The following is a 20092-nucleotide window of genomic DNA, read 5'->3' as shown; positions in this document are numbered from 1 at the left end:
CGGAAGCAATGAAAAAATCGAACCAATCGAACTGTGACGGTTCACAAATTCTTTGTGGCAAAGATGGAGCCAGAAGCGCGCCTAGTTGAGGACGCCAACCTCAGCGGTAATTTTGCTGCTCACGAATATGGGCTGTTCGTTTCAAGCTAGTTCACCCAAATTCCAAGATCGATCGCGTAATTCGTCACCTGCTGAAGTCGAGCATGCCCGATCACCGTGCCAACTGGAGTTAATCGCATCCGCCTTATTGGCGTCTTGTTCCAGGTGCTGAACAGGTCACGAATCCGAGGGCAAACGGGTTCTATTGCCGCTATGAATTGATCTTCGGTCATTAAAATCGATGGTTCAAGTAATACTTTAAGCCGACTTATTTGATTGCCGTCCAGCATGTCGCGGAAATCTAGGTTGATTTTCTCCACCGACATAGCATTAGCTTGCCAGCGCGTTTTGTCGTTGACACACGGAATCAAGAATGTCGGCACTAGATCGGCATAATTTTCTCCGAATAGTTCCTTAACTCTCGCAGTATCGTGACCCAAACACATCGCACCTGCATAGTTTTTTCGCAGAATTTCGATTAGTTCCTCTCCAGGGAGGAAGTTATCAATAACGCTCACGCCGTTCGCTTCCATGTAAAAGAAGCTGTTGTGATTGTCTGTGATATATTCAATCATCGGACACGCAAAACCATTCAGTGCTAGCCCTAGTGATTGAAGGCTATTCACTGCTGTAAATGACGTGGCCTTAAAGAGATGATTTAGCGCCAGAGCTGCGAGCTCGTTTTCCGTTAGGACTGCAATTTTTTCAACCGCTTGCCCAAGGCAGAGAGATAGACGGTCCCTGTTTTCTTGCTTAGACTTGCTCGCGAGCAAATCCACTAATACGTCGACGTTTACTTGGTCTCCAAATCGGCAAAACGCTTTCTGAGCCTCCCCAAGGGAGAATTGGAAGTCGGGTGATTCAAAAGCATTTGCATTTGCGATCTGCGTATCCGAGAATTTTGTAAGAATTTTTTCCTCGAATGTACGAAGTCGCTCTTCAACAATTGAATGCGCAATCATCGCGAACTTCGGGAGCTGATCACTTAGACTCTCAATTATGTCCTTCATATCCGCGGCGGAATATCCGACGTGAGTATCCTGACCGCTTTGTATAACGGTTGAATTACCAGATGCTTCTGCTTTCTGAGTCATTTGATTTTAGTGTCACGTCCCGATTGGATGATCGTAGATTGCCCAGCGGAACGAGCGTTCTGTGAGTTTTTCTTCACGATAAACCTTCCACCCAGGAATGCCAGTGCGATCGAAATGACTATGCCTGCCGCCCAAAGAATAACGTTCTGATCCATCAATTCCTCCTAAACGCGAGAGAATATATGGCGACTCTATTCAGGGTTTCAACACATTATCGCGCGAAATTTCCGACTATTAGGTGGTTTTGTCCTATTCTACGAACTGGAACCTCAGGGTTGGAACAATGGCTTCTTGGCACGTATGGGCTCCGTTCATTTCGAGCCGCCTCCCCATTTGGCATTTCCAGCGTTGCCCTATTTTTTCGACTTGTGACATTCTGCCGCCGCTTCAAAAACGATGTCGCTCATATCTCGGCTCCTTCAGCATTTGCTTTCACTTGCGCGGGCGACATCTTCCGCATCGCACTTGCTGCCAATTCAGCGCGGCCGCCCAAATAGTGCATATCAAGAATAGTCTCGACATCCTTCAGGCTGTGCCCGGTAACGGCGGCGATCTCTGGCACTGTGCACCCGGCTAGCGCCATCCGTGTAATCGCTGTACCGCGCAAATCGTGAAATGTGAGGCCGGTGATACCAGCCTTCGTGCAACACTTTCTCCAAGATGTGTTGAACCCGTCGCTTGTCCAGGCTGCGCCGCGGCTGTTTTTAAGGATGGCGCCACTCCCACTCTGGGGGCGCAGAACGTCAGCAAGTGCCCCCATGGGCACAATAACCCGCGCCTTCGTTTTCGACTGAGCGAACCGCAAATTGACGCCGTCAAAATCGCGCCAGGAGAGCCGCAGAAGGTCGCCTTTGCGCTGGCCTGTCCATAGCGCCAACTGAATGGCTAAACGCATGTAGGAGGGCGCCACAGCCTCGAAAGCCGCTACGTCGGCGTCAGCCCACGTCTGATCGCGTCTCGTCGAGCGGTACAGTCGACCGCCTCGTTCTGCGATGTTGACCGAGATCATTCCTCGGTCTTTTGCAAATGACAGCACACGAACCAAAATCATCCACGCAAAGTCCGCCGTCCTTGGGGTGCCCGCGAAAGAATCCCGCCATTCCTTAAACGCGCCGCGCGTCGGCGGCTGCTGTAGCTCCTCAAGCGATAGGCCGCCGAACTGCATTCGGATTTTATCGAGATAACGATCGTATTCGTGACGCGTGCTGAGCTTGGTTCGGCGAAAATCAGAAGAGCCGCGATAGAGCGTTATAAGCGTCGATAGGTTGGTAGGTGAGGGCGCTCTGCGCTGCTCGTGGGCTAGCTTGAAGGCGCCATCGAGAAGAGGATCGCCGGGTTGGATCGGCTCGCCTTTGTCGTCCTTTAGCAGCGGCCCACCGCGCCACGCATAGCAGTAGTAGACGGTCGTGCCGCTGGCGAGAGTCTTCTTGACCGTGGCCAGGCCCTTTAAATTTGCGTCACGCATTGCTCAACCCTTCCGCAAAGGAGCAACCTGCCGCCGGCAGAATGCCGAAAGCGTTTTGTCGTCTCCTCATGTGGTGGTGGTGGTGGTGTGCTTGGTGGCCGCGAAGGTAGGTTAGGCAGTATCGTGTGCGTAGGTCAAGCGCGATCGCGCAACCGCACGCCCGGGCCGTTGCCGTTCGACGGTATGAAAATAATTCCGAGATCAAGGAGAGCTTGGACCACGGCCGCTACGTTGTTGGTCATGCCCGACACCCCGCCTTCGCTCGCCTCCATGCGCTTTAGTGTCGGGACGGATATTCTAGCAGCCGTGGCGATCTCAGACTGCGTCTTACCAATTAGAGTTCTAGCTGCCGCCAACTGGCGGCCAGACAGGCTGTCGTGATCCATTGGTATCATTTCGATCTTTTTGTGTTGACGTGCTTGGTTGGTTGATCTAAAAGTATCACCAAGACACCAAAATCGCAACGCGGAACCAAGATCATGGTAAACACAGTCATAACAGCGAAGGCTGAAAGCATGTCAGAATTCCCTAACCTTGAAGCTGAGGTGTGTGACGTGTTCAATTCGACACGCATTGCGTTGGACTACATCACCGCGCAGCTAGTGGCCCACATGGACCACGACGACGCAAACACCGCTGCTTACATCCTCCATGATGCTGCGTCGCGCGCCGAGATCCTCAAGAACAAGTTCTATGCGGCGCTAGACGCGCACCACGCGCCTACCAAGAATCGCTCGTGACAGCTTCCAGCCAGCCCTGCGCATTTGGGCTGGCTACCTTGCCGGTGTGCGCCTTCGGGCTGCACCCGGTCCTTTATTCCTGAGGAGACCTAGACGCTCATTTGCGTCCGGGATCAAGCGCCACCACCGCGCAAAGAAGGCTCGTAGGGTTCACCACCCTGCGGGCCTTTTCCACTATGGTGACGGGACGGTAGAGGTGAGTCCTTTAATGTAACTCACGGCGGGCTGCACCCATTCGGCGCCTGGAATTCTTGACAGGGCCGGCACCAAATTGACCGTTACCGAGGTCACAATAAGAAACGCGATGCCGGCGATGGCCTGCTTTCGAATATCCGTACCAACGTCCTTAGCGAAGCGAAACGCGGACCTAACTACAGCTGCGAAAAAATTCTCAATAGTTCTCGCCAGGGAAAGCACGTCTCGCTTATCGGGATTGGGGCCGTCCGCCCAGTGCGAGACCGTTTTTAAGGCATCACTGACTTCTGGTGCCACCGCTTGGTTGTCCCTGATCATCACGACGATTTCGCGGGCACCATCGATCATGTCGTCAATGTTACCTTGATTGACCTTCAACGCGGCAGCATTCTCACAGTAGATGCGCCAGTCCTCAAATTGGGAGAGGGCGTCTGTCACCATTTCAATGTGGCCGATCAATAGCGCTGCCAAGTTGGGCGAGAGCTCATCGATTTCTGAGTTCACCATCCGTCCGCAAAGCTGCGCTTTTTGGCCAATTTGCACAATATTTTTGTGTGCCTCTAACGTTGCTTGGAGTGAGGCGAACGCGGCCCGAAGTCTTGGTGAGACGTTGGTGCCTTCTAGATCAGTAAGTACGTAAGCGCCGTGTTCCACCGCCGATTCTATTGCAGCCTCAGCGAAATCCCGTTCCCGCTCGCTGGATCTCAAAGGTTGATCAATCACAACCAAGGATTCGTTATGGTAGTCGAACTGGAACGCCGCAGTTTTTTGGCCGGGTGTCATTTCGAGGAGATTGTCGGGCGTGATCTGATTGAGGCCAATCTTCATTCCCGTCGTGAGGCGGGAGAGACCAGCACCGTTGTGAACAATATCTCCGAGAACCCTGTGCAAGGGATGCGATGTGAGTAACGTCGATCTAGTTCGAGCTGCGGCATCTGCCAGTTGATCAATTTGCAGGTCAAGCGCCTGCACCTCATCGAAGCTGATGGCATCTGGCTTGGAGGATAACCTGCGGATGTTTGATTTCAGGTGGGAAAAGCGCGACAGCATTTCACGGATGGAATCTGGATTCGACGCCGCGGATCGCATCTCTCCCTCTGCACGGCGCAGCCGCGTTTCCATTTCGCGTAGAATATTTTGGAGTCTGTCCGGTTTCATGCAGCCATCGTGCTCAAAATACTGACACCACTATACGTCAACGGAACAACAGAAGACACAACCCCGTTGATGGCTTGACGTTATCAACAGAAGATTGCCACGCCAAAAGCGGGGAGGGAATGTGGGGAAATTTTCAGCGGTATCAAAATCTTCAAGCAAATCATGCGCTTGCAAGAAAAAATGGCTCCCCGGGCCGGATTCGAACCGGCGACCTGTCGATTAACAGTCGAATGCTCTACCGCTGAGCTACCAGGGAACGTGCGCTGCTTGGCGCGGTGTGAGCGGGGTAATACAAATGCTTTTCCGATTTGCCAAGCGCTTTTTTCAAAAAAAACGCATTCATCTTGTTTTATCTCGCCGGAGTCCCGATTTTCCGGGCTTATCGACGGTGAAAAAATTATCCACAGGCCAGATGTTAAAGGGCAGTATGGAATGAAATTTGGAATGGACCACAGAACGGGTCGTCTCAATCTCGGAAAATGGAGCGTTGCCATGCCGCGTTCGCGCGTCGGCAGGATCGCCACCGGCTCGGCGCTGGTGGTGGGCGGAACGCTCGGGTTTTTGCCCATCCTCGGTTTCTGGATGGTCCCGCTTGGTCTTATCGTGCTTTCCCACGATTTGCCGGCGGTTCGCCGCAGGCGGCGGCGGCTGGCAGTCTGGTGGGCATCGCGACGCAATGGTCGCAACACCCGCAATAGAGGTGGACAATAAGCCTCAGCCGCCCATCGAGCTGCTGAGGCCCTGTCCGGCCCAGAAGGCGGCATAGGCGAGTGCTGCAAAATAAATCGCCGTCAGGACGAGAAACAGATATCCGCCGAGAACGGTCACGCCGTCCCTCTGGATCATACCCGCCGAAAAAAGCAGGATGGCTACGCCCGGCAGGGTGTTGGAGAAGGGAATGAAGCCGAGCGGCATCATCAGCAACACGCCAGCGGTCATCAGCGCAAGTCCGTTTACTCTATTGGCGACGATGCCCGCCGTCAGCGCCGGAAGGCGCGGGCGGATGAAGCGATCGAGCCTGGAGACGATGGCGACGCCTTTCTGCAGTGCCGGCACCAGCTTTGCCGTTTCCATCTGCCGGTCGAGAATCCTGGCCGGCAGCCATGGCAGACGGTTGAGGGTGATGGCCAGACTGACGAGAATGATCGCTGCGCCAAACACGGTGCTGACGCCTGGAATGGAGACCGGAATGAGGAAAGGCAGGGAAGCTATGGCACAGATGAGCAGCAGGCCCTGTTCGCCGATTGCCTCCATCAGCTCGCGCAATGTGATCGTCTGACCTTGCAGTTTCCCAATCAGCTTTTCGAGCGTGGTGCTGAGCTTTTCAGACGTATCAGTGAATGCGAATTCGTTCGACATCAGGCTTCCCGGAAGTTGCTTTAACTCCGGGTTTGATAACATTCATCCGGCCAAATGCCTACCGCCGATGGAAAATCAGCGTCTTTTCGGACCGGTGCTGCTGCCCGCCTTTGTCAGTGGGAAACCCAGCTGCTGTAGGCGCCTGCGAGAAGAACAATCAGCAGGATGACCAGTATGACCGGATTGATCGACGTAATGAAGCTTACATAGTCCATGATAACTTCCTCCTCTTTCCGCCACACCTTATTCTACCGCGAAAAGGCCGGTTTATCTACCTGAGGATGAAATTTCGCATCGCAGCAACCATTCGCCGTTGCGGTCTGGAATTGTTTGTTTTTCTCGTTTGCCGCAACGCAAAAAATAAATCTTCCAACATTTGCCATTCTCTTGCGTTGTCTCTAATCCTGATTTGGCGGCGGTCGATAGTCAGAACGTCCGCCGCTGACAAACCGCCACTGAGATGCCTTGGCTCCCGCCTTGCCTTCGGTCTAAAACGATCTTCCCCGGGGACATGAAATGCTGAAAAACATCTATGCCTGGACGATGGCGCTTGCCGCGCGCAAAAGCGCCGTGTGGTGGCTGGCGATCGTGGCCTTCGTCGAAAGCTCCGTCTTCGTTGTGCCGGCGGATGTGCTTTTCCTGCCCATGGTGCTGGCAAAGCCAAAAAAGGCGATGTTTTATGCGCTCGTCGCAACGGTCGCTTCCGTTCTCGGTGGCATTGCCGGCTGGTTTCTCGGCCACTATGCTTTCGAGAGTATCGCGCGGCCAATTCTGGAATTTTACGGCAAGCTGGACAGCTTCGAGCAGCTCAAGAATTCGGTAAATTACGAGACTATCATTCTCCTGCTGGTGACATCGGGCTTTGCGCATCTGCCGCCGATCAAGGTCGTCACCATCCTCTCCGGTGCGGCCAATATCAGCCTCGGCCTCTTCATTCTCTCGGCTGTCGTCACGCGCGGCGCGCGCTTTTTCATCCTCGCCGGGTTGCTGCAAAGATACGGTGAACCGGTGCGCCACTTCATCGAAAAACGCCTTGGTGTTATTGCCGCCGCTGTGGCCGCAGCGCTCATCGCCATCTATGCGGTCTACGTTTTCGTGCGCTGACGAAACGCAGTTTTTCTACTCTTACAATACTGTCGCATAACTTTCAGCCTACTGTCAGAATCCAGCTGTATCGGTTGTCTCGTCCAATGAGAGAACCGATTTATTATGCGAAGATTATGGAAGTGCTCCTTGGGGGGCATGGGTATTGCTGTGCTTGCCGCAGGCGGTTATCTCCTTGCTATCCAGCTTCTCGGCAACTTTCACGAGGTGGTGGCGGGGCAGCTTTACCGCTCCAACCAGCCAAGCAGTGAGCAGCTGGTCCGCTATACCAGGGACCATGGCATAAAGACGGTCATCAATCTGCGCGGAGAGAATGAATCCGAGGACTGGTACAAGGATGAGATCAAAACCTCGCGCGAGCTTGGGTTGACCCATATCGATTTTGGCATGTCAGCCCGCCACGAACTCGACATGACCAAGGTGAACCAGTTGGTCGCGATCATGCGTGATGCGCCGAAGCCCATCCTCATCCATTGCAAGTCCGGTGCGGACAGGACAGGCCTTGCGACCGCGCTTTATCTCGGCCGCGTCGCGTATCTCGGTGAAAAGGCGGCTGAGAGCCAGCTTTCCGTCCGCTACGGCCATATCGGCATCCCCTATCTGTCTGAGACCTATGCCATGGACCAGACCTGGGAAAATGTCGAACACATGTCGATCGCCGACGACTTCACAATTGCTTCAAACGAGTTTTGAAAACGGTCGGGCATAGCGTCCGCAAAATTGCTGATCGATCTCCTGAAACGGGATTTCGCGTTCTGTTATGATCGCGCAACGGTCGGGACGGGGCCCAAACGCTTGGTTTCTTAACTGTTGAGTTATCAACGACGCAGCCTGTCTTTCATCAGGCGACCCGATTTCTCTCTCTCAAGGTTCGTCGGAAATCACATTTTTTGTCTATATATTAGTAACTTATGCGATCCAACAATTAAGTTGACTCCTTTAATCATCTTTTATAGAGCGACGTTGTTTCAACTTCTGGATCGCATCATGACCCCTAAATCATTTATGAGCGGCCTTGCCGCATCGCTTTTATCTATTCTCTTTACCGCCCCTTATGTAATGGCTGAACAAAAGACCATCACAGATGTCATCGGACGCGAAGTGAAGGTTGACCTTCCAGCAAAGCGCGTTGTTCTCGGTTTCTACTTCGAGGACTACATGGCGGTCGGCGGCGAGAAAGCCTATGATTCCGTCGTCGGCATTTCTCGCGAAGCCTGGGAAGGCTGGGTACCCGCCAACTGGAAGATGCACCTCGCGCATCGCGCCTCGCTTGCCGACATTGCCGATGTCGGTGAAGTGGAAGCGCAGACTTTCTCGGTCGAAAAAGTGTTGAGCCTCAATCCCGATCTGGTGATTCTGGCAGACTGGCAATACAAAGCGCTTGGTCTCGATGCCGATCGTCTGGAAGAAGAGGGCATTCCCGTCGTTGTCGTCGACTACAACGCCCAGACGGTCGAGCGACACGTCGCCTCGACCCGGCTTTTTGGCGACCTGACCGGCCAGGAGAAGCGTGGCAAGGAAATTGCCGACTTCTATGCCGGTTCGCTGAAAGAGGTCGCTGACCGGGTCGCCAAGTCCGGCAAGCCGAAGCCGAAAGTCTATGTCGAGTTCGGCAACAAGGGCCCGGCCGAATATTCTTTCACCTACGGCAAGAACATGTGGGGCGCCATGTCCACGGCGGCTGGCGGCGACAACATTGCCGCTCCCTTCGTCGAATGGTGGGGACCGATCAATCCAGAACAGGTTCTGGCGTCCAAGCCTGACGCCATCTTCATTTCCGGTCGCGAAAACAACAAGAACCCGGCAGCGCTGCCCATGGGACAGGCGGTGAAGGCGGCAGACGCAGGCGAGAAACTCAAGGCATTTGAGGCCCGTCAGGGCTGGAGCGAATTGCCCGCCATCAAGAACGGCCAGCTGTTCGGTGTTTACCAGGGTGCGTCGCGCACGCTCTCCGATTTCGCCATGGTTCAGTACATCGCAAAGCAGCTATATCCCGAGCAGTTCAAGGATGTCGATCCGATCGCCAACTATCTCGGCTATTACAAGAAGTACCTTCCGGTAACGCCTCAAGGCACTTTCGCCATCGCCGTCAAGGATTGATATCGCGCTTGCCTGTGGCGGCGCAGAAACGTGCTTTCTTCGCCGCCACAGTGGCGAAATCTCGCGCACGCCGCCGTTGCGGCGTCCGCTTTTCCAGACAGTCCTTTCAGGCAGGTTTTCATGACAATTGCTGCCCGCAACGCCGAGGCCATCGGTGCGCACCGGCTGCGCGAGCGCCGTCGCTGGCGTGTCCTCTCTATCTTCTTCGTATTGATGGCGGTGAGCCTCGTTCTCGATATCGCCACTGGTCCTTCGCTGCTGTCGCCCGCCGAAGTGGTAAAGTCGCTGACCGGCCTTGGCGAACGGGCCGCCATGACCGATTCCATCGTGCGCGGCCTTCGCCTGCCCATGGCGTTGATGGCGCTTGCCGTCGGTGCGGCACTCGGAGCAGGCGGCGCGCAAATGCAGACCCTGCTCAATAATCCCATGGCGAGCCCCTATACGCTCGGTATGGCCGCAGCGGCCGGTTTCGGTGCGGCGCTGGTACTGGCGCTTGGCGGTCTCGGGCTGGATGCCATGATTGCCGTTCCGCTGGGCGCGTTCGTCTTTTCCATGCTCGCAGCACTTTTTCTCTTCACGCTGGCCTCCATGCGGCGGATGACGACCGAAACCATCATTCTCGGTGGCATCGCGCTTCTTTTCCTGTTTCAGTCGCTGCTGTCGCTCATCCAGTTCCTTTCCTCACCGGAGCTGTCCCAGCAGATCCTTTTCTGGCTGTTCGGCAGCCTGACTAAGGCGACCTGGCCGACGCTTGGCCTGACCGCTGCCGTGACCGCCCTCTGCTGCGCCCTGCTGATGGCGGATTGCTGGAAGCTGACCGCGCTCAGAATGGGGGAGATGCGGGCGGCAAGCCTCGGCATCAATGTCCGCTGGCTGCGCATGAAGGTTCTCGTCATCGTCGCCATCATGACCGCGACGGCCACCAGCTTCGTCGGCGTCATCGGTTTTATCGGGCTGGTCGCGCCGCATATCGCCCGCATGACCGTGGGCGAGGATCAGCGCTTCTTCCTGCCCATGTCGGTGCTGAGCGGCGCGCTGATGCTGTCGGCTGCCTCGATCCTCTCCAAATCGATCGTTCCCGGTGCGCTGTTCCCGGTTGGCATCGTCACGGCCATTGTCGGCGTGCCGTTTCTGATGTGGCTGATTTTCGCTCCGAAGAGGCGCGGCCGATGATGGTTCTCGATTCGATTTCCGCCGAGCGCGGCGGACAGACTGTTGTGAAAGGGCTGTCGGCGCGTCTGGAGGCGGGGCATATTCATGCCGTCATCGGCCCAAACGGAACGGGCAAGACGACCCTTCTGAGAGCGATCTTCGGCGATCTGCCACTTGCTGCCGGTTCGATCAGCCTCGGCGACCGCCGCCTTCGGGCCGGGGAGAGGGCGGGGCGGTATATAAGGCAGTGGCGCGATGGCTTTGCCTACATGCCGCAGGACACCACGGCCGATATTGCGCTCAGCGTGCTGGAGGTGGTGGCACTCGGCCGTTTCGGGCGTCTGTCGCTGCATATTGATGACGAGACGCTCGACCTAGCCATGACACGCCTGCATCAGGCGGGAATAGCGCATCTGGCGGGCAGGGAGATCGCCTCCCTCAGCGGCGGGCAGCGGCAGATGGCGCTTTTCGCGCAGGTTCTGATGCGCGAGCCGCAGGCGATGCTGCTGGACGAGCCGGTCAGCGCGCTGGACCTCAAACATCAGGTGGCGCTTCTCGATCTGGTGCGGCAGGAAACCCGCGCCAATGGCTGGGTAACGCTGGTCGTGCTGCATGATCTCAACCTCGCCTGCCAATATGCCGACAACCTGCTGGTGATTTCCGATGGCGCATTGAAGGCGACCGGCGCGCCGGGAGATATCGTCACGCCGAAGCTCATTTCCGAGACCTACGGGGTGGCGGTGGAAGTTTTGCGGGACAGGCGCGGCAATCCCGTCATCCAGCCGGCTGGCGACCCGCTGCCCGAACATTTCAAAACCCTTGAAGGAATAATTGCATGAAACGATTTTTGATGACGTTTGCCGCGGCTTTGGCCGTAACCTTCTCTGTCGCGCCGTCCTTTGCTGCCGAACACAAGGTGCTGATGCTCAATTACGGCACGGACGGCAGCATGGTGTTTGAGCCTTCCTATGTAAAGGCAGAGCCCGGCGACACCATCACCTTCGTGCCGCAAAATTCCAGCCATTACGTGCAGTCCTATGCCGTTCCGGAAGGCGTAACGCCCTGGAAAGGCAAGCTCGATGAGGCCTTCACCGTTACCGTCGAGAAGGAAGGCGTCTATCTCTATTATTGCCCGCCGCATCTGATGATGGCGATGATCGGTGTGATCCAGGTCGGCAAGCCCGTCAATCTGGAATCGGTCAGGCAAAAGGCGGAGAAGCTGCGCCCCAAACTGGTCATGAAGGGCGAAAGGCTGGACGCGGCTCTGGCACAGCTAACGCCGACGCAATGACGCCATCTCCGTGCTGGACCGGATGGGACGCTCGATCCCTCTTATCTCGCTCGCCGGGTGTGTGAAGCAGCCCGCACGAAAAAATTGGCTGCAATCACCATAACAAGGATAAACCAATGGCAAATAAACTAGTCGAAACGACATTGAACGACCTGCTCAACGGCGAATTGCGCGCCCACCACGCCTATCTTCAGGCAGCCGCCTGGGCGGCTGAGCGCAATCTCGATGGTTGCTACAAGTTTCTGCTTGGCCATGCTGCCGAAGAGCTGGAGCATATGCACCGCATCTTCAGCTTTCTGAACGATCTCGGAGCTCCAGTTATTTTCACCGAGCTGCCTGCCCCACAGGTCACCGCAAACGATATCAAAGGGTTGTTTGCAATTGTCGCGCAACACGAATCGCGTGTCACCGCCGCCATCAACGCAGCGGTTGATCTCGCGCGGTCTGAAAAAGACCATGCGACCACATCCTTCCTGCAATGGTTCGTGAACGAACAGCATGAGGAGGACAGCCTGTGCCGCACGATAATGGGCAAGATCGAGCTGATCGGTGACGGTCCCAATGCGCTTTATCTGATTGACCGCGAAATCGGCGAACTGGCTGAAAAGGCCTGAAAGCTGCGCAGCATTCACCGATATTCCACAAGCTGCATTAAACGCAGCTTGTGGCTGGTTCAGTCACTTCCCAAATCCGGCGTCCATCCACGCGTATAGCCTTTTCCCATGATGGCAACCGCAAGGGAAAGCTGTTCCTGCAAATGTTCGATTTCGCCCAGCAGCGTTTCAACAGCCGCCTTCGCATCGCCATCATGACACTGGATGACATATCCAGCTATGTCGTCAGGCCGTACAGGGGTGATTTTTTCCGCATCGGGCATATCGGTTGACCTCTCGTTTGTTCACTAAATGTTCTAATTTTAGCAGAGAGTCAACAAGGCAAATGTGTGCCGTCTCTGGACGGTCACAGGCTTTGCAATAAGAGTATATTTCTGGAATTATCGTTGAATGCACTCGCGCCCGCCACTGCCTCGCACCGCAGTGTCAAGCGTCAATGAACGGATGGATCTTCGCCGTCCAGGAAGCTGCGAATTCCATCTTTCTCACAGGTGGCCAGGAATTCTTCCCAGGCGTCCTTGTCTGTCGTGAAAGGTTCTTCCCAGGTGGTGACATCATCATGCTCGCTGATAACCTCGAGCGTCCAATCCTGCTGGGTGCCAGCCGGCCGGTAGATATCAACCAGAACCGTGATACCGTCGTCTTCAAATTCGCCTGAGAATTCCGAGTGTTCAATTTTTGTTTTTTTGACCATCACAGCACACCTCGTTCTCAGGCTTGGATAAACGCACACCCAGACCGCATCTTGTCAATTCGCGCATGGCAACGGCGAGAATGTGGCTGAAAAAATTATAGCCAGCTCTGGGGGAACTGGCTATCTATCTGTTTTTAATGGTCGGAGCGGCGGGATTCGAACCCACGACCCCTTGACCCCCAGTCAAGTGCGCTACCGGGCTGCGCTACGCTCCGAACCTGAAAGCCGTTTATATATAAGCCTGTTAGGGCGCAAGCAGAAAATAGCCTTTTCTTGAAAAAAGGAACAAAGGCTGTGGACGGTGGGCAGGGGACTTTCTTCCCGAAGATGTTGCCCGTCAAACGCGTGACACATCATCCTTCCATCATGGCGGGAACCTGCCGTGTTCTTTGGCGTTCCAATCTAAGCGAAACTGAAATTCAGGGAGATGAAACATGTCCGAACTCGTCGTTGTCGGTTTTGACGGAACGGAAGAGGCCGACCGGGTCCTTCTGAAACTTGCTGGAATGAAAAAGGAATATCTGGTCGATCTGGAAGATGCCGTCGTCGTCGTTCGCGATGAAAACGGCAAGGTGCACCTGAAGCAGAGCGTCAATCTGACGGCGATCGGTGCAAGCTCCGGTTTTCTCTCCGGTGGTCTCTGGGGCGGCCTCGTTGGCCTGCTGTTCCTCAATCCGCTCGCGGGATTTGCGATCGGCGGCGCGATCGGTGCGGGAACGGGTGCGCTTGCGGGGTCGCTGACGGATTACGGCATCGACGACGATTTCATCAAATCTCTGGGTGAAACCATCCCGAATGGATCTTCGGCGTTGTTCGTGCTGATCCGCAAGGTGCAGCCGGAAAAGGTGATGGCGGAACTGGAGGGTCTTCGTGGGCGGGTCATCAAAACCTCGCTTTCGCCAGAGCAGGAAGCACAACTGCAAAAGGCGCTTTCCGGCGGAACGGAACAAGCCGCAGCACCTGCCGTCTGAACGAGGCAGGGAGAAGATGCTGCGGCATGATTCATGTCGCAGCAGATCTACAAAATTGCGTTGGCGCTCTTTGCGACCCTCGCCGGAAACTTTGGCTTAAACCGTCAGCGTTCCGGTTTTCGCCTGCGGCCAGGTCAGATAATAATACCGACTGCCGACATTGCCAAAAAATGCGTTGTCGCCGGAAATACTGTCGACATAGGCGCCACCGGTGGTCTTTGCATAAGCGGAACCGTCGCGCTTGAGGTGGTCCTTCAGAAAATCGCTCCAGCCGGTCGTGGTGATCTCGGTTGCCGGTTTTGAGGTGGTTGTCTTGTCGGCCTCCACGTCCCAGGCTTTTATCTTTGCGCCTTCGGTCGGATCGGAGACTGTCAGCGTTCCAGCGGCCAGCGCTTCCAGCATTGCCTTGGCTTGCGTAGCTTTGCTGGGGTCCTTGGAGAGTTCTTCCAGCGTCGCCTTCAGGCTTGTCATGAAACTGGCCTGTGTAACGTCGCCGGATGGCGCCTGTGTGCTGGTGTCGTCGGTCTCCGCGTCAGTGCCGGAGACTTGCGCATATTGCGCCAGAAGCTGTGTCAGCCGCGTATTGGTGGAGGAGGGCGAGGTGTCTATCCCGTAGGAGTCGAGGATCGCAGTTCGTGGCGAGGAGGTCGAAGCGGAACTGTCTTCCTGCTCCTTGATGGCCTTGAGTGCGAGTTTGGTGGAGTTGATGCGTGTGGACAGGTCGACGGAGGAGACCATTGCGCTCACTGTTTCCATGATCAGGCCGATACACGTCATGCATACCGAACCGGCTCGGCGAAGATTCTCGATCCCGCCTTTCGTCTCCTCTCATAAGAAGACCGGGTGTATCCCCAGCCGTCTCAAGCTTGGGATGCACCCGGTCTAATAGCCGAACTTTGCGCGACGCTTGCGGACATATAGTGCGTCTCTAATGAAACGAAGCGTTGGACGCACTCAATGCCTTGGTTTCAGTCATGAAACCGCTACGCATTTTTTACTGGAAGTGCTCAGTTTTCCTGCACGGAAACACCGTTCGGGCCGATATTCATCTCGATCCCCTTCGGTTTGCTTTCTTCGTGCCAGACATAGGCTCCAAGCCCGACAAGAACCACCAGAAGTGCGCCAATGATAAAATAGAGATTGTTCGTCTGCGTCATAGGATGTCTCCCCGTTTGACAATCATGATCGCGGGCTAAACGCATGAAATAATGTAAGGTTCCGTAAGGGTAAGGACTTTATGTGGCACTTCTGCTTTGGCGCAGGCTTTCGCGCTTTTCCAGAGCCATGCATCCCCACAATATGCCGAGCAGCAGGAAGAAATGCCGCCAGTGGTCGGTGTCAATGACGTTGCCGATCATCACATGCCCGACAAAGGTTACCCAGGAAATGATGAGAAACGGCTGCCAGGGCCGCTGGCGCAGCAGCAGTTTGAAGCAGGCGGCAATGGTCCAGCAGATCAGCGTGAGATAGATGACGAAGCCGAACCAGCCATGCGTGGTCAGGCTCTTCAGCCAGATATTATGTTCCGCGGCGGGAAAGATGTCGTCGAACACCATGGGGCCGATGCCGAGCGGATGTTCCATCGCCATCAGGAAACCGAGATAGTGGCGGGCAAAACGTCCGAGATGGCCGCCATCATAGGATTGCACCGCCGAGGCGCGGCTGGAGAACAGGTCTGCTACCTGCTTGAATTGCAGGGCGATGATGACGGCTGCCACCATCAATGCCACGGCGACGAGAAACAGAACGAGGATTTTCAGCCGGAATGCCGCCGTACGCTCTTTCAGCAGCATGACGAAAACCAGAAGCACTGTGGAAAACAGGAAAAGGCCCCATGCGGCGCGTGAAAACGACAGGAACACGGCAAGAGACAGAATGAGCAGGCCAAGGATCCGCCATGGCGCATGCATCGCCTTGCCGGAGAGCAGGCCGTAAATCAGATACAGCGACGGCGTCACCAGGAAGGGGCCGAAGACGTTCGGGTCCTGAAAGGCGCCCTTGGCGCGATCGTAAAGGGTAAAGACCTCGAAACCGGGAATGGCGTGAAAATATCCGATGATGCCGAGCAGGGAGGTAATCAACGCTGCGGCGAGCCAGGCCCGGAAAATCAGCAGCAGCCGCTGGTGCTTGTCCTCGATGATGGCAGCATAAAAAACCGAGGTCAGCGCCAGAAAGGTCGATACGGCGAGATAAAGCGGCCCCTCGTCGAGATTGGCCATGGTGGTGAGCGAAAGATAACCGCCGACATTGAAGGCAAGCAGCAGGCACAGAAGCAGGACGACGGTGCGCGAAAGGCGCAAGCCCAGTAGGAACCAGATGGCCACTTGCCCCACCATCATCAGCTCATAGGGCGCCGGTTCGGAAATCACGAAGCCGGAAAGAAAGACGCCGAAGGCAATGAAGAACGCGCCGACCAACCGCATGGCGGCAAGCGGTGCGTCAAAATCCGGTGCGTGCTGGTAACCGGTGTGGGTCAATAGGCATTTTCCGATTTGAGCAGCCGGATCGGTGTCAGGAACAGGATCTTGAGATCGAGAAGCAGCGACCAGTTCTCGATATAATAGAGATCGTATTCGGTGCGGAACTTGATCTTGTCGCCGTGGTCGATCTCACCACGCCAGCCATTGATCTGCGCCCAGCCGGTAACACCGGGCTTGACCTTGTGCCGGGCGAAATAATGCTCCACCACCTCGGTATATTTCAGGTCGCCCGTCTGGGCGTGCACGGCGTGCGGACGCGGCCCGACCAGTGAAAGATCGCCGTAAAGAACGTTGAAAAGCTGTGGCAGCTCGTCCATCGAGGATTTTCGCAGGAACCGCCCGACCGGCGTGACACGCGGATCGTTTTTCGTGACGGCCTTTTTCGCCGTGGGGTCGCTGAGTTCCGTATACATGGAACGGAACTTCCAGACATTGATCGTTTCATTGTTGAAGCCATGACGCTTCTGCTTGAAGAACACCGGGCCTTTGGATGTCGTTTTGACGGCAATAGCCGCGCCCAGCATCACCGGCCACAACAGAACGATGCCGATAATGCTGAAGACGATGTCGAACACCCTTTTCCCGACCGAATCCCAGTCGCGTATCGGCTTGTCGAACACGTCGAGCATCGGCACCGCGCCGACATGGGAATAGGCGCGGGGGCGGAAACGCAATTTGTTGGCATGGGCCGCGATACGGATATCGACGGGTAGCACCCACAGCTTGCGCAGGAGCTGGAGGATACGCGCCTCGGCACTGAGCGGCAGGGCGATGATCAGCATGTCGAGCTTCGTCAGGCGGGCGAATTCCACCAGTTCCGCGAAGGTACCGAGCTTGGGGTAGCCGGCAACCACATCGGGCGAACGCTCGCTTTTCCGGTCGTCGAAAATGCCGCAGATGCGGATATCATTGTCCGTTTGCTGTTCGAGCGAGCGGATGAGGTCCTTGGCGGCATCGCCGCCACCGACTATCACGGCGCGACGCTCCATCACGCCGTTGCGGCCCCAGTGGCGAATGGCGAAGCCGAGGATCAGCCGTCCGGTGAAAATGGCGATTGCGCCGGTGGCGTACCAGATGGCAAAAGTCTGCCAGGAATGCAGCGCTTCTGGCAAAAACAGGAGAAGGATGCCGGCGACGGTGACGAAGGACAGACAGACGGCGCCCTGAATGCGGGCAAACATTTTCAGCGGCGCGCGCAGCGTCGGCAACTGGTAACAGTCGCCGGCCTGCAAAAGAAACACGCAAACCGCCGCGCCCAGCACCCCAATGCCGAAAACCGCAAGAAAGGTTTCAAGCCCCTGCCGCGCAGCGATGCCGTTGACGATGGCCGCGATGATCGCCAGCATCGAAAATTCGAGAAGACGCAATTGGCCTATGACCATGTTTGGCGAATGGTTGCCGGCGCGAAGCTGGTTGGCGATCTGCCGTGCAAGCGGATTGAGAACAACGCTTTCCGATGCGGAAGGCTCACCCGCATCGCGCTCGGAGATTTGCTGGCGCAACGTCGCCAGATCGAATTCAAGTCTTCCCTTGTCAGCCTTGGTCATTGCTTTGGTCCGCACCCTCCAGCCCATCGGCCCGAAAACCGGAATCGATTTTCGAAGGGAACGATGCGCAACTTCAAAGTGGTAGAGCACAGTTTTCGCATCCGTGCGGATACGTGCGCTCTACGAGCAGGAAACTAGCCGAAACATGCTAAGAAACGTTTATGATGAGTTTCTACAGGACGACGGAATATACAATTAAAAATCGTGTTTTTGAAATGTTTCTAGAGGGAAAGCAGGTGACGATAGAGCTTCATCATGTCGTCGGCCATGACAGGCGTTGAAAATTTCGCCTTGAAGCTGTCGGGGCGGGGCATCACCCGTTTCCCCCAGTCCGGGCTCTCGGCATCCTTGACCATTATCTTTGCCAGCGCATCGGCGTCTCCAGCCGGAACGAGCGCCTCGCTGTCTTCTCCCAGAACCTCAGCTATGCCTCCAACATGCGAGGCGATGACGGTTTTCCCCGCAGCAAGCGCTTCCAGCACGATGTAAGGCATCGCCTCGGCGCGTGAGGGAACGACAACAGTCGTCGCCAGCGCAAATGCCTGTCTGGCGGGCATGGCGGCGTGCATGGAAATGCGCTGCGAAAGTCCGGCCCTGGCGATCATATCAGCATATTTGTCCCTGTCCGGCCCATCGCCGACAATGACGCCGGACATGGGCTGGCCGATGCTGCGTTCCATCTTGGCGAATGCCTTGATGAAGATGTCGGGCCCCTTCAGGTCACGCAACATGCCGATATAGAGAAAGCGCGCTGCCCCTTCGCGGGTGGGCACGGTTTCAAACTCGCTTTCCTGCACGCCGTTATAGATCATCGCCGTGCGGGTGCGTGGTTTGCCGACCTTGGTTTCGTAGGTTTCCTGTTCGAAATTGCAAACGAAACACAGGGCGTCGGTGAAATGCTCCTGAAACCGCTCGATGCGCAGGAACAGCTGCCCTTTAAGGCTTTTGCGATCGTAATGCAGGCTGCCGCCGTGCGGCGAATAGAGGCGGGCTACGCGATACTTGTTCACCCGCAACAATGAGCCGATCAGCCGGGCCAGAGCGCCACCCTTGGCGCTGTGCCCATGCAAAATATCCGGCCGCAAACTTTTGATATGGTTGTAGGACTTAAAGAGTGCCCAGAGGTCGCCGGGGCTTATCGACCGCTTGATCGGCAGGCGGGTCAACCCTAGCTCCAGCATCGGGGCGATCTGCGCGAAAAGCCGTTCCTCATGCGCGCCGCCGGTCGAACTATCACAGACGATGCCGACCTTGTGGCCCTGCTTGACGTGTTCTTCGATCAGGTCGCGGACATGGCGGAACACGCCACCGACGGGAGAGCGGAAACAGTGAATGATGCGCAGGGGAGGACCGTCATCCGCCATGTCAGCCGCTCCGTTTTTCAGAAGAAGCGTTCACGCACATAGACCGTATCGCCCGCAAGAATTGGTGCGGTGATCCCGATCCGGCCGGTCATCACCTCGGTATTGATCTTGCGGGTGATATCGACATCGGCCTGATTGGCGCGTGGCGTGAAGCCGCCGGCGATGGCGATGGCGTTCTGCGCCGTCATACCCGGCACGTAGGAATATTGGCCGGGACGGCCGACTTCGCCCATGATGAACACGGGGCGATAACGATCGATCTCGATCGTGACGTCGGGATCGCGCAGATAACCCTGGCGCAACTTGGCGGCAATGGCGGCTTCGAGCTGCGGTAGCGTCTTGCCTCGGGCGGGAACCTGACCGACAAGCGGGAAGGCGACATAACCAGCCTGATCGACCGTATAGGTATTTGTCAGCCCGGTCTGTTCGAATACGTTGATGCGCAGCCTGTCACCGCTATCGACATGATAGGGCTGCAGGGCGCCCTCGTGAAACGCCTTGGGCGCTGGTTGATATGCCGCGCAACCGGAAAGGGCCGTTAGAACGGCAAGCGTCAGTGCGGTGACATGTCGTGATCCGGCGAGCGGCATCTCATCTGGCTCCGAGTCGAACTATGAGCATTCTTATCGTTCTGTTAGGGTTAATGGGCGGTAAACAGCCAGTCA

Annotated in this window: 23 protein-coding genes and 2 tRNA genes; 10 read left to right on the top strand and 15 right to left on the bottom strand. The window is 56.0% G+C overall.

Translation table 11 applies throughout. From position 1 onward, the window contains the following. Positions 1-146: 146 nt before the first annotated feature. The 3 genes from ASD46_RS01130 to ASD46_RS01125 form a co-directional block, all read right to left on the bottom strand. Complete coding sequence (locus tag ASD46_RS01130; RefSeq protein ID WP_156389976.1) at positions 147-1193, bottom strand: LPO_1073/Vpar_1526 family protein; 1047 nt, start codon at positions 1191-1193, stop codon at positions 147-149. Continuing rightward, on the bottom strand, positions 1190-1348 hold the full coding sequence (locus tag ASD46_RS26910) for a hypothetical protein (RefSeq protein ID WP_156389974.1): 159 nt from the start codon (positions 1346-1348) through the stop codon (positions 1190-1192). Before ASD46_RS26910 ends, ASD46_RS01130 begins: the two co-directional genes overlap by 4 nt. A gap of 248 nt (positions 1349-1596) precedes the next feature. Further along, a complete protein-coding gene (locus ASD46_RS01125) occupies positions 1597-2658 on the bottom strand; it encodes a site-specific integrase (protein WP_060641784.1) in 1062 nt (353 codons plus the stop codon). Positions 2659-3137: 479 nt separating this feature from the next. Between ASD46_RS01125 and ASD46_RS01115 the strand changes: the two genes are divergently transcribed. Beyond that, on the top strand, positions 3138-3398 hold the full coding sequence (locus ASD46_RS01115; RefSeq protein WP_060641782.1) for a hypothetical protein: 261 nt from the start codon (positions 3138-3140) through the stop codon (positions 3396-3398). 174 nt (positions 3399-3572) lie between these two features. Here ASD46_RS01115 and ASD46_RS01110 read toward each other — a convergent pair whose 3' ends face one another. Continuing rightward, positions 3573-4751: a hypothetical protein gene (locus ASD46_RS01110; RefSeq protein ID WP_060641781.1), complete on the bottom strand. Its 1179-nt coding sequence runs from the start codon at positions 4749-4751 to the stop codon at positions 3573-3575. A gap of 181 nt (positions 4752-4932) precedes the next feature. Next, positions 4933-5007 (bottom strand) — tRNA-Asn (locus tag ASD46_RS01105). Positions 5008-5183: 176 nt separating this feature from the next. Between ASD46_RS01105 and ASD46_RS01100 the strand changes: the two genes are divergently transcribed. After that, positions 5184-5462 carry a hypothetical protein gene (locus tag ASD46_RS01100; protein WP_013635921.1) on the top strand — a complete coding sequence of 93 codons (279 nt, stop codon included), beginning with the start codon at positions 5184-5186 and terminating at the stop codon, positions 5460-5462. 3 nt (positions 5463-5465) lie between these two features. On the opposite strand, the gene ASD46_RS01095 is transcribed toward ASD46_RS01100, so the two are convergent. Further along, complete coding sequence (locus ASD46_RS01095; protein ID WP_025593222.1) at positions 5466-6110, bottom strand: exopolysaccharide biosynthesis protein; 645 nt, start codon at positions 6108-6110, stop codon at positions 5466-5468. Positions 6111-6626: 516 nt separating this feature from the next. On the opposite strand from ASD46_RS01095, the gene ASD46_RS01090 reads away from it, so the two are divergent. From ASD46_RS01090 to ASD46_RS01060, 7 genes are all read left to right on the top strand, one after another. Further along, positions 6627-7214 (top strand): YqaA family protein, encoded by a 588-nt coding sequence (locus ASD46_RS01090; RefSeq protein WP_003512594.1) that lies wholly within the window; start codon positions 6627-6629, stop codon positions 7212-7214. A 138-nt stretch (positions 7215-7352) separates the two neighbouring features. Next, entirely contained in the window at positions 7353-7907 is a 555-nt protein-coding gene (locus ASD46_RS01085; protein WP_003512595.1) for a dual specificity protein phosphatase family protein, read from the top strand. A 312-nt stretch (positions 7908-8219) separates the two neighbouring features. After that, positions 8220-9314, top strand: a complete 1095-nt coding sequence (locus ASD46_RS01080; RefSeq protein ID WP_035198131.1) for an ABC transporter substrate-binding protein — start codon at positions 8220-8222, stop codon at positions 9312-9314. A 120-nt stretch (positions 9315-9434) separates the two neighbouring features. Next, a complete protein-coding gene (locus ASD46_RS01075; RefSeq protein ID WP_025593225.1) occupies positions 9435-10487 on the top strand; it encodes a FecCD family ABC transporter permease in 1053 nt (350 codons plus the stop codon). After that, positions 10484-11305 (top strand): ABC transporter ATP-binding protein, encoded by an 822-nt coding sequence (locus tag ASD46_RS01070; protein ID WP_025593227.1) that lies wholly within the window; start codon positions 10484-10486, stop codon positions 11303-11305. Before ASD46_RS01075 ends, ASD46_RS01070 begins: the two co-directional genes overlap by 4 nt. Further along, entirely contained in the window at positions 11302-11757 is a 456-nt protein-coding gene (locus ASD46_RS01065; RefSeq protein WP_003512601.1) for a pseudoazurin, read from the top strand. Before ASD46_RS01070 ends, ASD46_RS01065 begins: the two co-directional genes overlap by 4 nt. A 116-nt stretch (positions 11758-11873) precedes the next feature. Then, entirely contained in the window at positions 11874-12371 is a 498-nt protein-coding gene (locus tag ASD46_RS01060; protein ID WP_003512602.1) for a ferritin, read from the top strand. A gap of 59 nt (positions 12372-12430) precedes the next feature. Here the strand turns inward: ASD46_RS01060 and ASD46_RS01055 are convergent, their stop codons facing one another. From ASD46_RS01055 to ASD46_RS01045, 3 genes are all read right to left on the bottom strand, one after another. Next, positions 12431-12634, bottom strand: coding sequence for a hypothetical protein (locus tag ASD46_RS01055; protein WP_013635930.1), 204 nt, complete (start codon positions 12632-12634; stop codon positions 12431-12433). Positions 12635-12804: 170 nt separating this feature from the next. Continuing rightward, positions 12805-13065, bottom strand: coding sequence for a hypothetical protein (locus ASD46_RS01050; protein WP_003512603.1), 261 nt, complete (start codon positions 13063-13065; stop codon positions 12805-12807). Positions 13066-13203: 138 nt separating this feature from the next. Further along, a tRNA-Pro gene (locus ASD46_RS01045) sits at positions 13204-13280 on the bottom strand. A gap of 219 nt (positions 13281-13499) precedes the next feature. On the opposite strand from ASD46_RS01045, the gene ASD46_RS01040 reads away from it, so the two are divergent. Then, the gene (locus ASD46_RS01040) at positions 13500-14036 is read left to right on the top strand and encodes a DUF1269 domain-containing protein (protein WP_003512604.1); all 537 of its coding nucleotides are present in this window, start codon (positions 13500-13502) and stop codon (positions 14034-14036) included. Between the two features lie 96 nt (positions 14037-14132). On the opposite strand, the gene ASD46_RS01035 is transcribed toward ASD46_RS01040, so the two are convergent. From ASD46_RS01035 to uppC, 6 genes are all read right to left on the bottom strand, one after another. Beyond that, the gene (locus tag ASD46_RS01035; RefSeq protein ID WP_035198134.1) at positions 14133-14813 is read right to left on the bottom strand and encodes a hypothetical protein; all 681 of its coding nucleotides are present in this window, start codon (positions 14811-14813) and stop codon (positions 14133-14135) included. A 230-nt stretch (positions 14814-15043) separates the two neighbouring features. Beyond that, positions 15044-15193: a hypothetical protein gene (locus ASD46_RS27395; protein ID WP_003512607.1), complete on the bottom strand. Its 150-nt coding sequence runs from the start codon at positions 15191-15193 to the stop codon at positions 15044-15046. Positions 15194-15271: 78 nt separating this feature from the next. Beyond that, positions 15272-16513 (bottom strand): polysaccharide biosynthesis O-antigen ligase family protein UppF, encoded by a 1242-nt coding sequence (gene uppF, locus ASD46_RS01030; protein ID WP_025593231.1) that lies wholly within the window; start codon positions 16511-16513, stop codon positions 15272-15274. Beyond that, positions 16510-18063 carry a polysaccharide biosynthesis glycosyltransferase UppE gene (uppE, locus tag ASD46_RS01025; RefSeq protein ID WP_003512611.1) on the bottom strand — a complete coding sequence of 518 codons (1554 nt, stop codon included), beginning with the start codon at positions 18061-18063 and terminating at the stop codon, positions 16510-16512. Before uppE ends, uppF begins: the two co-directional genes overlap by 4 nt. Before the next feature lie 221 nt (positions 18064-18284). Next, the gene (gene uppD, locus ASD46_RS01020; protein WP_035198139.1) at positions 18285-19427 is read right to left on the bottom strand and encodes a polysaccharide biosynthesis type 4 glycosyltransferase UppD; all 1143 of its coding nucleotides are present in this window, start codon (positions 19425-19427) and stop codon (positions 18285-18287) included. A gap of 17 nt (positions 19428-19444) precedes the next feature. Continuing rightward, a complete protein-coding gene (gene uppC, locus ASD46_RS01015) occupies positions 19445-20017 on the bottom strand; it encodes a polysaccharide export protein UppC (protein WP_003512614.1) in 573 nt (190 codons plus the stop codon). Positions 20018-20092: the final 75 nt, after the last annotated feature.

It is taken from the genome of Rhizobium sp. Root491 (assembly GCF_001427205.1).
Classification (GTDB): domain Bacteria; phylum Pseudomonadota; class Alphaproteobacteria; order Rhizobiales; family Rhizobiaceae; genus Agrobacterium; species Agrobacterium tumefaciens.
This window is presented reverse-complemented; position numbering and strand designations above follow the sequence as displayed.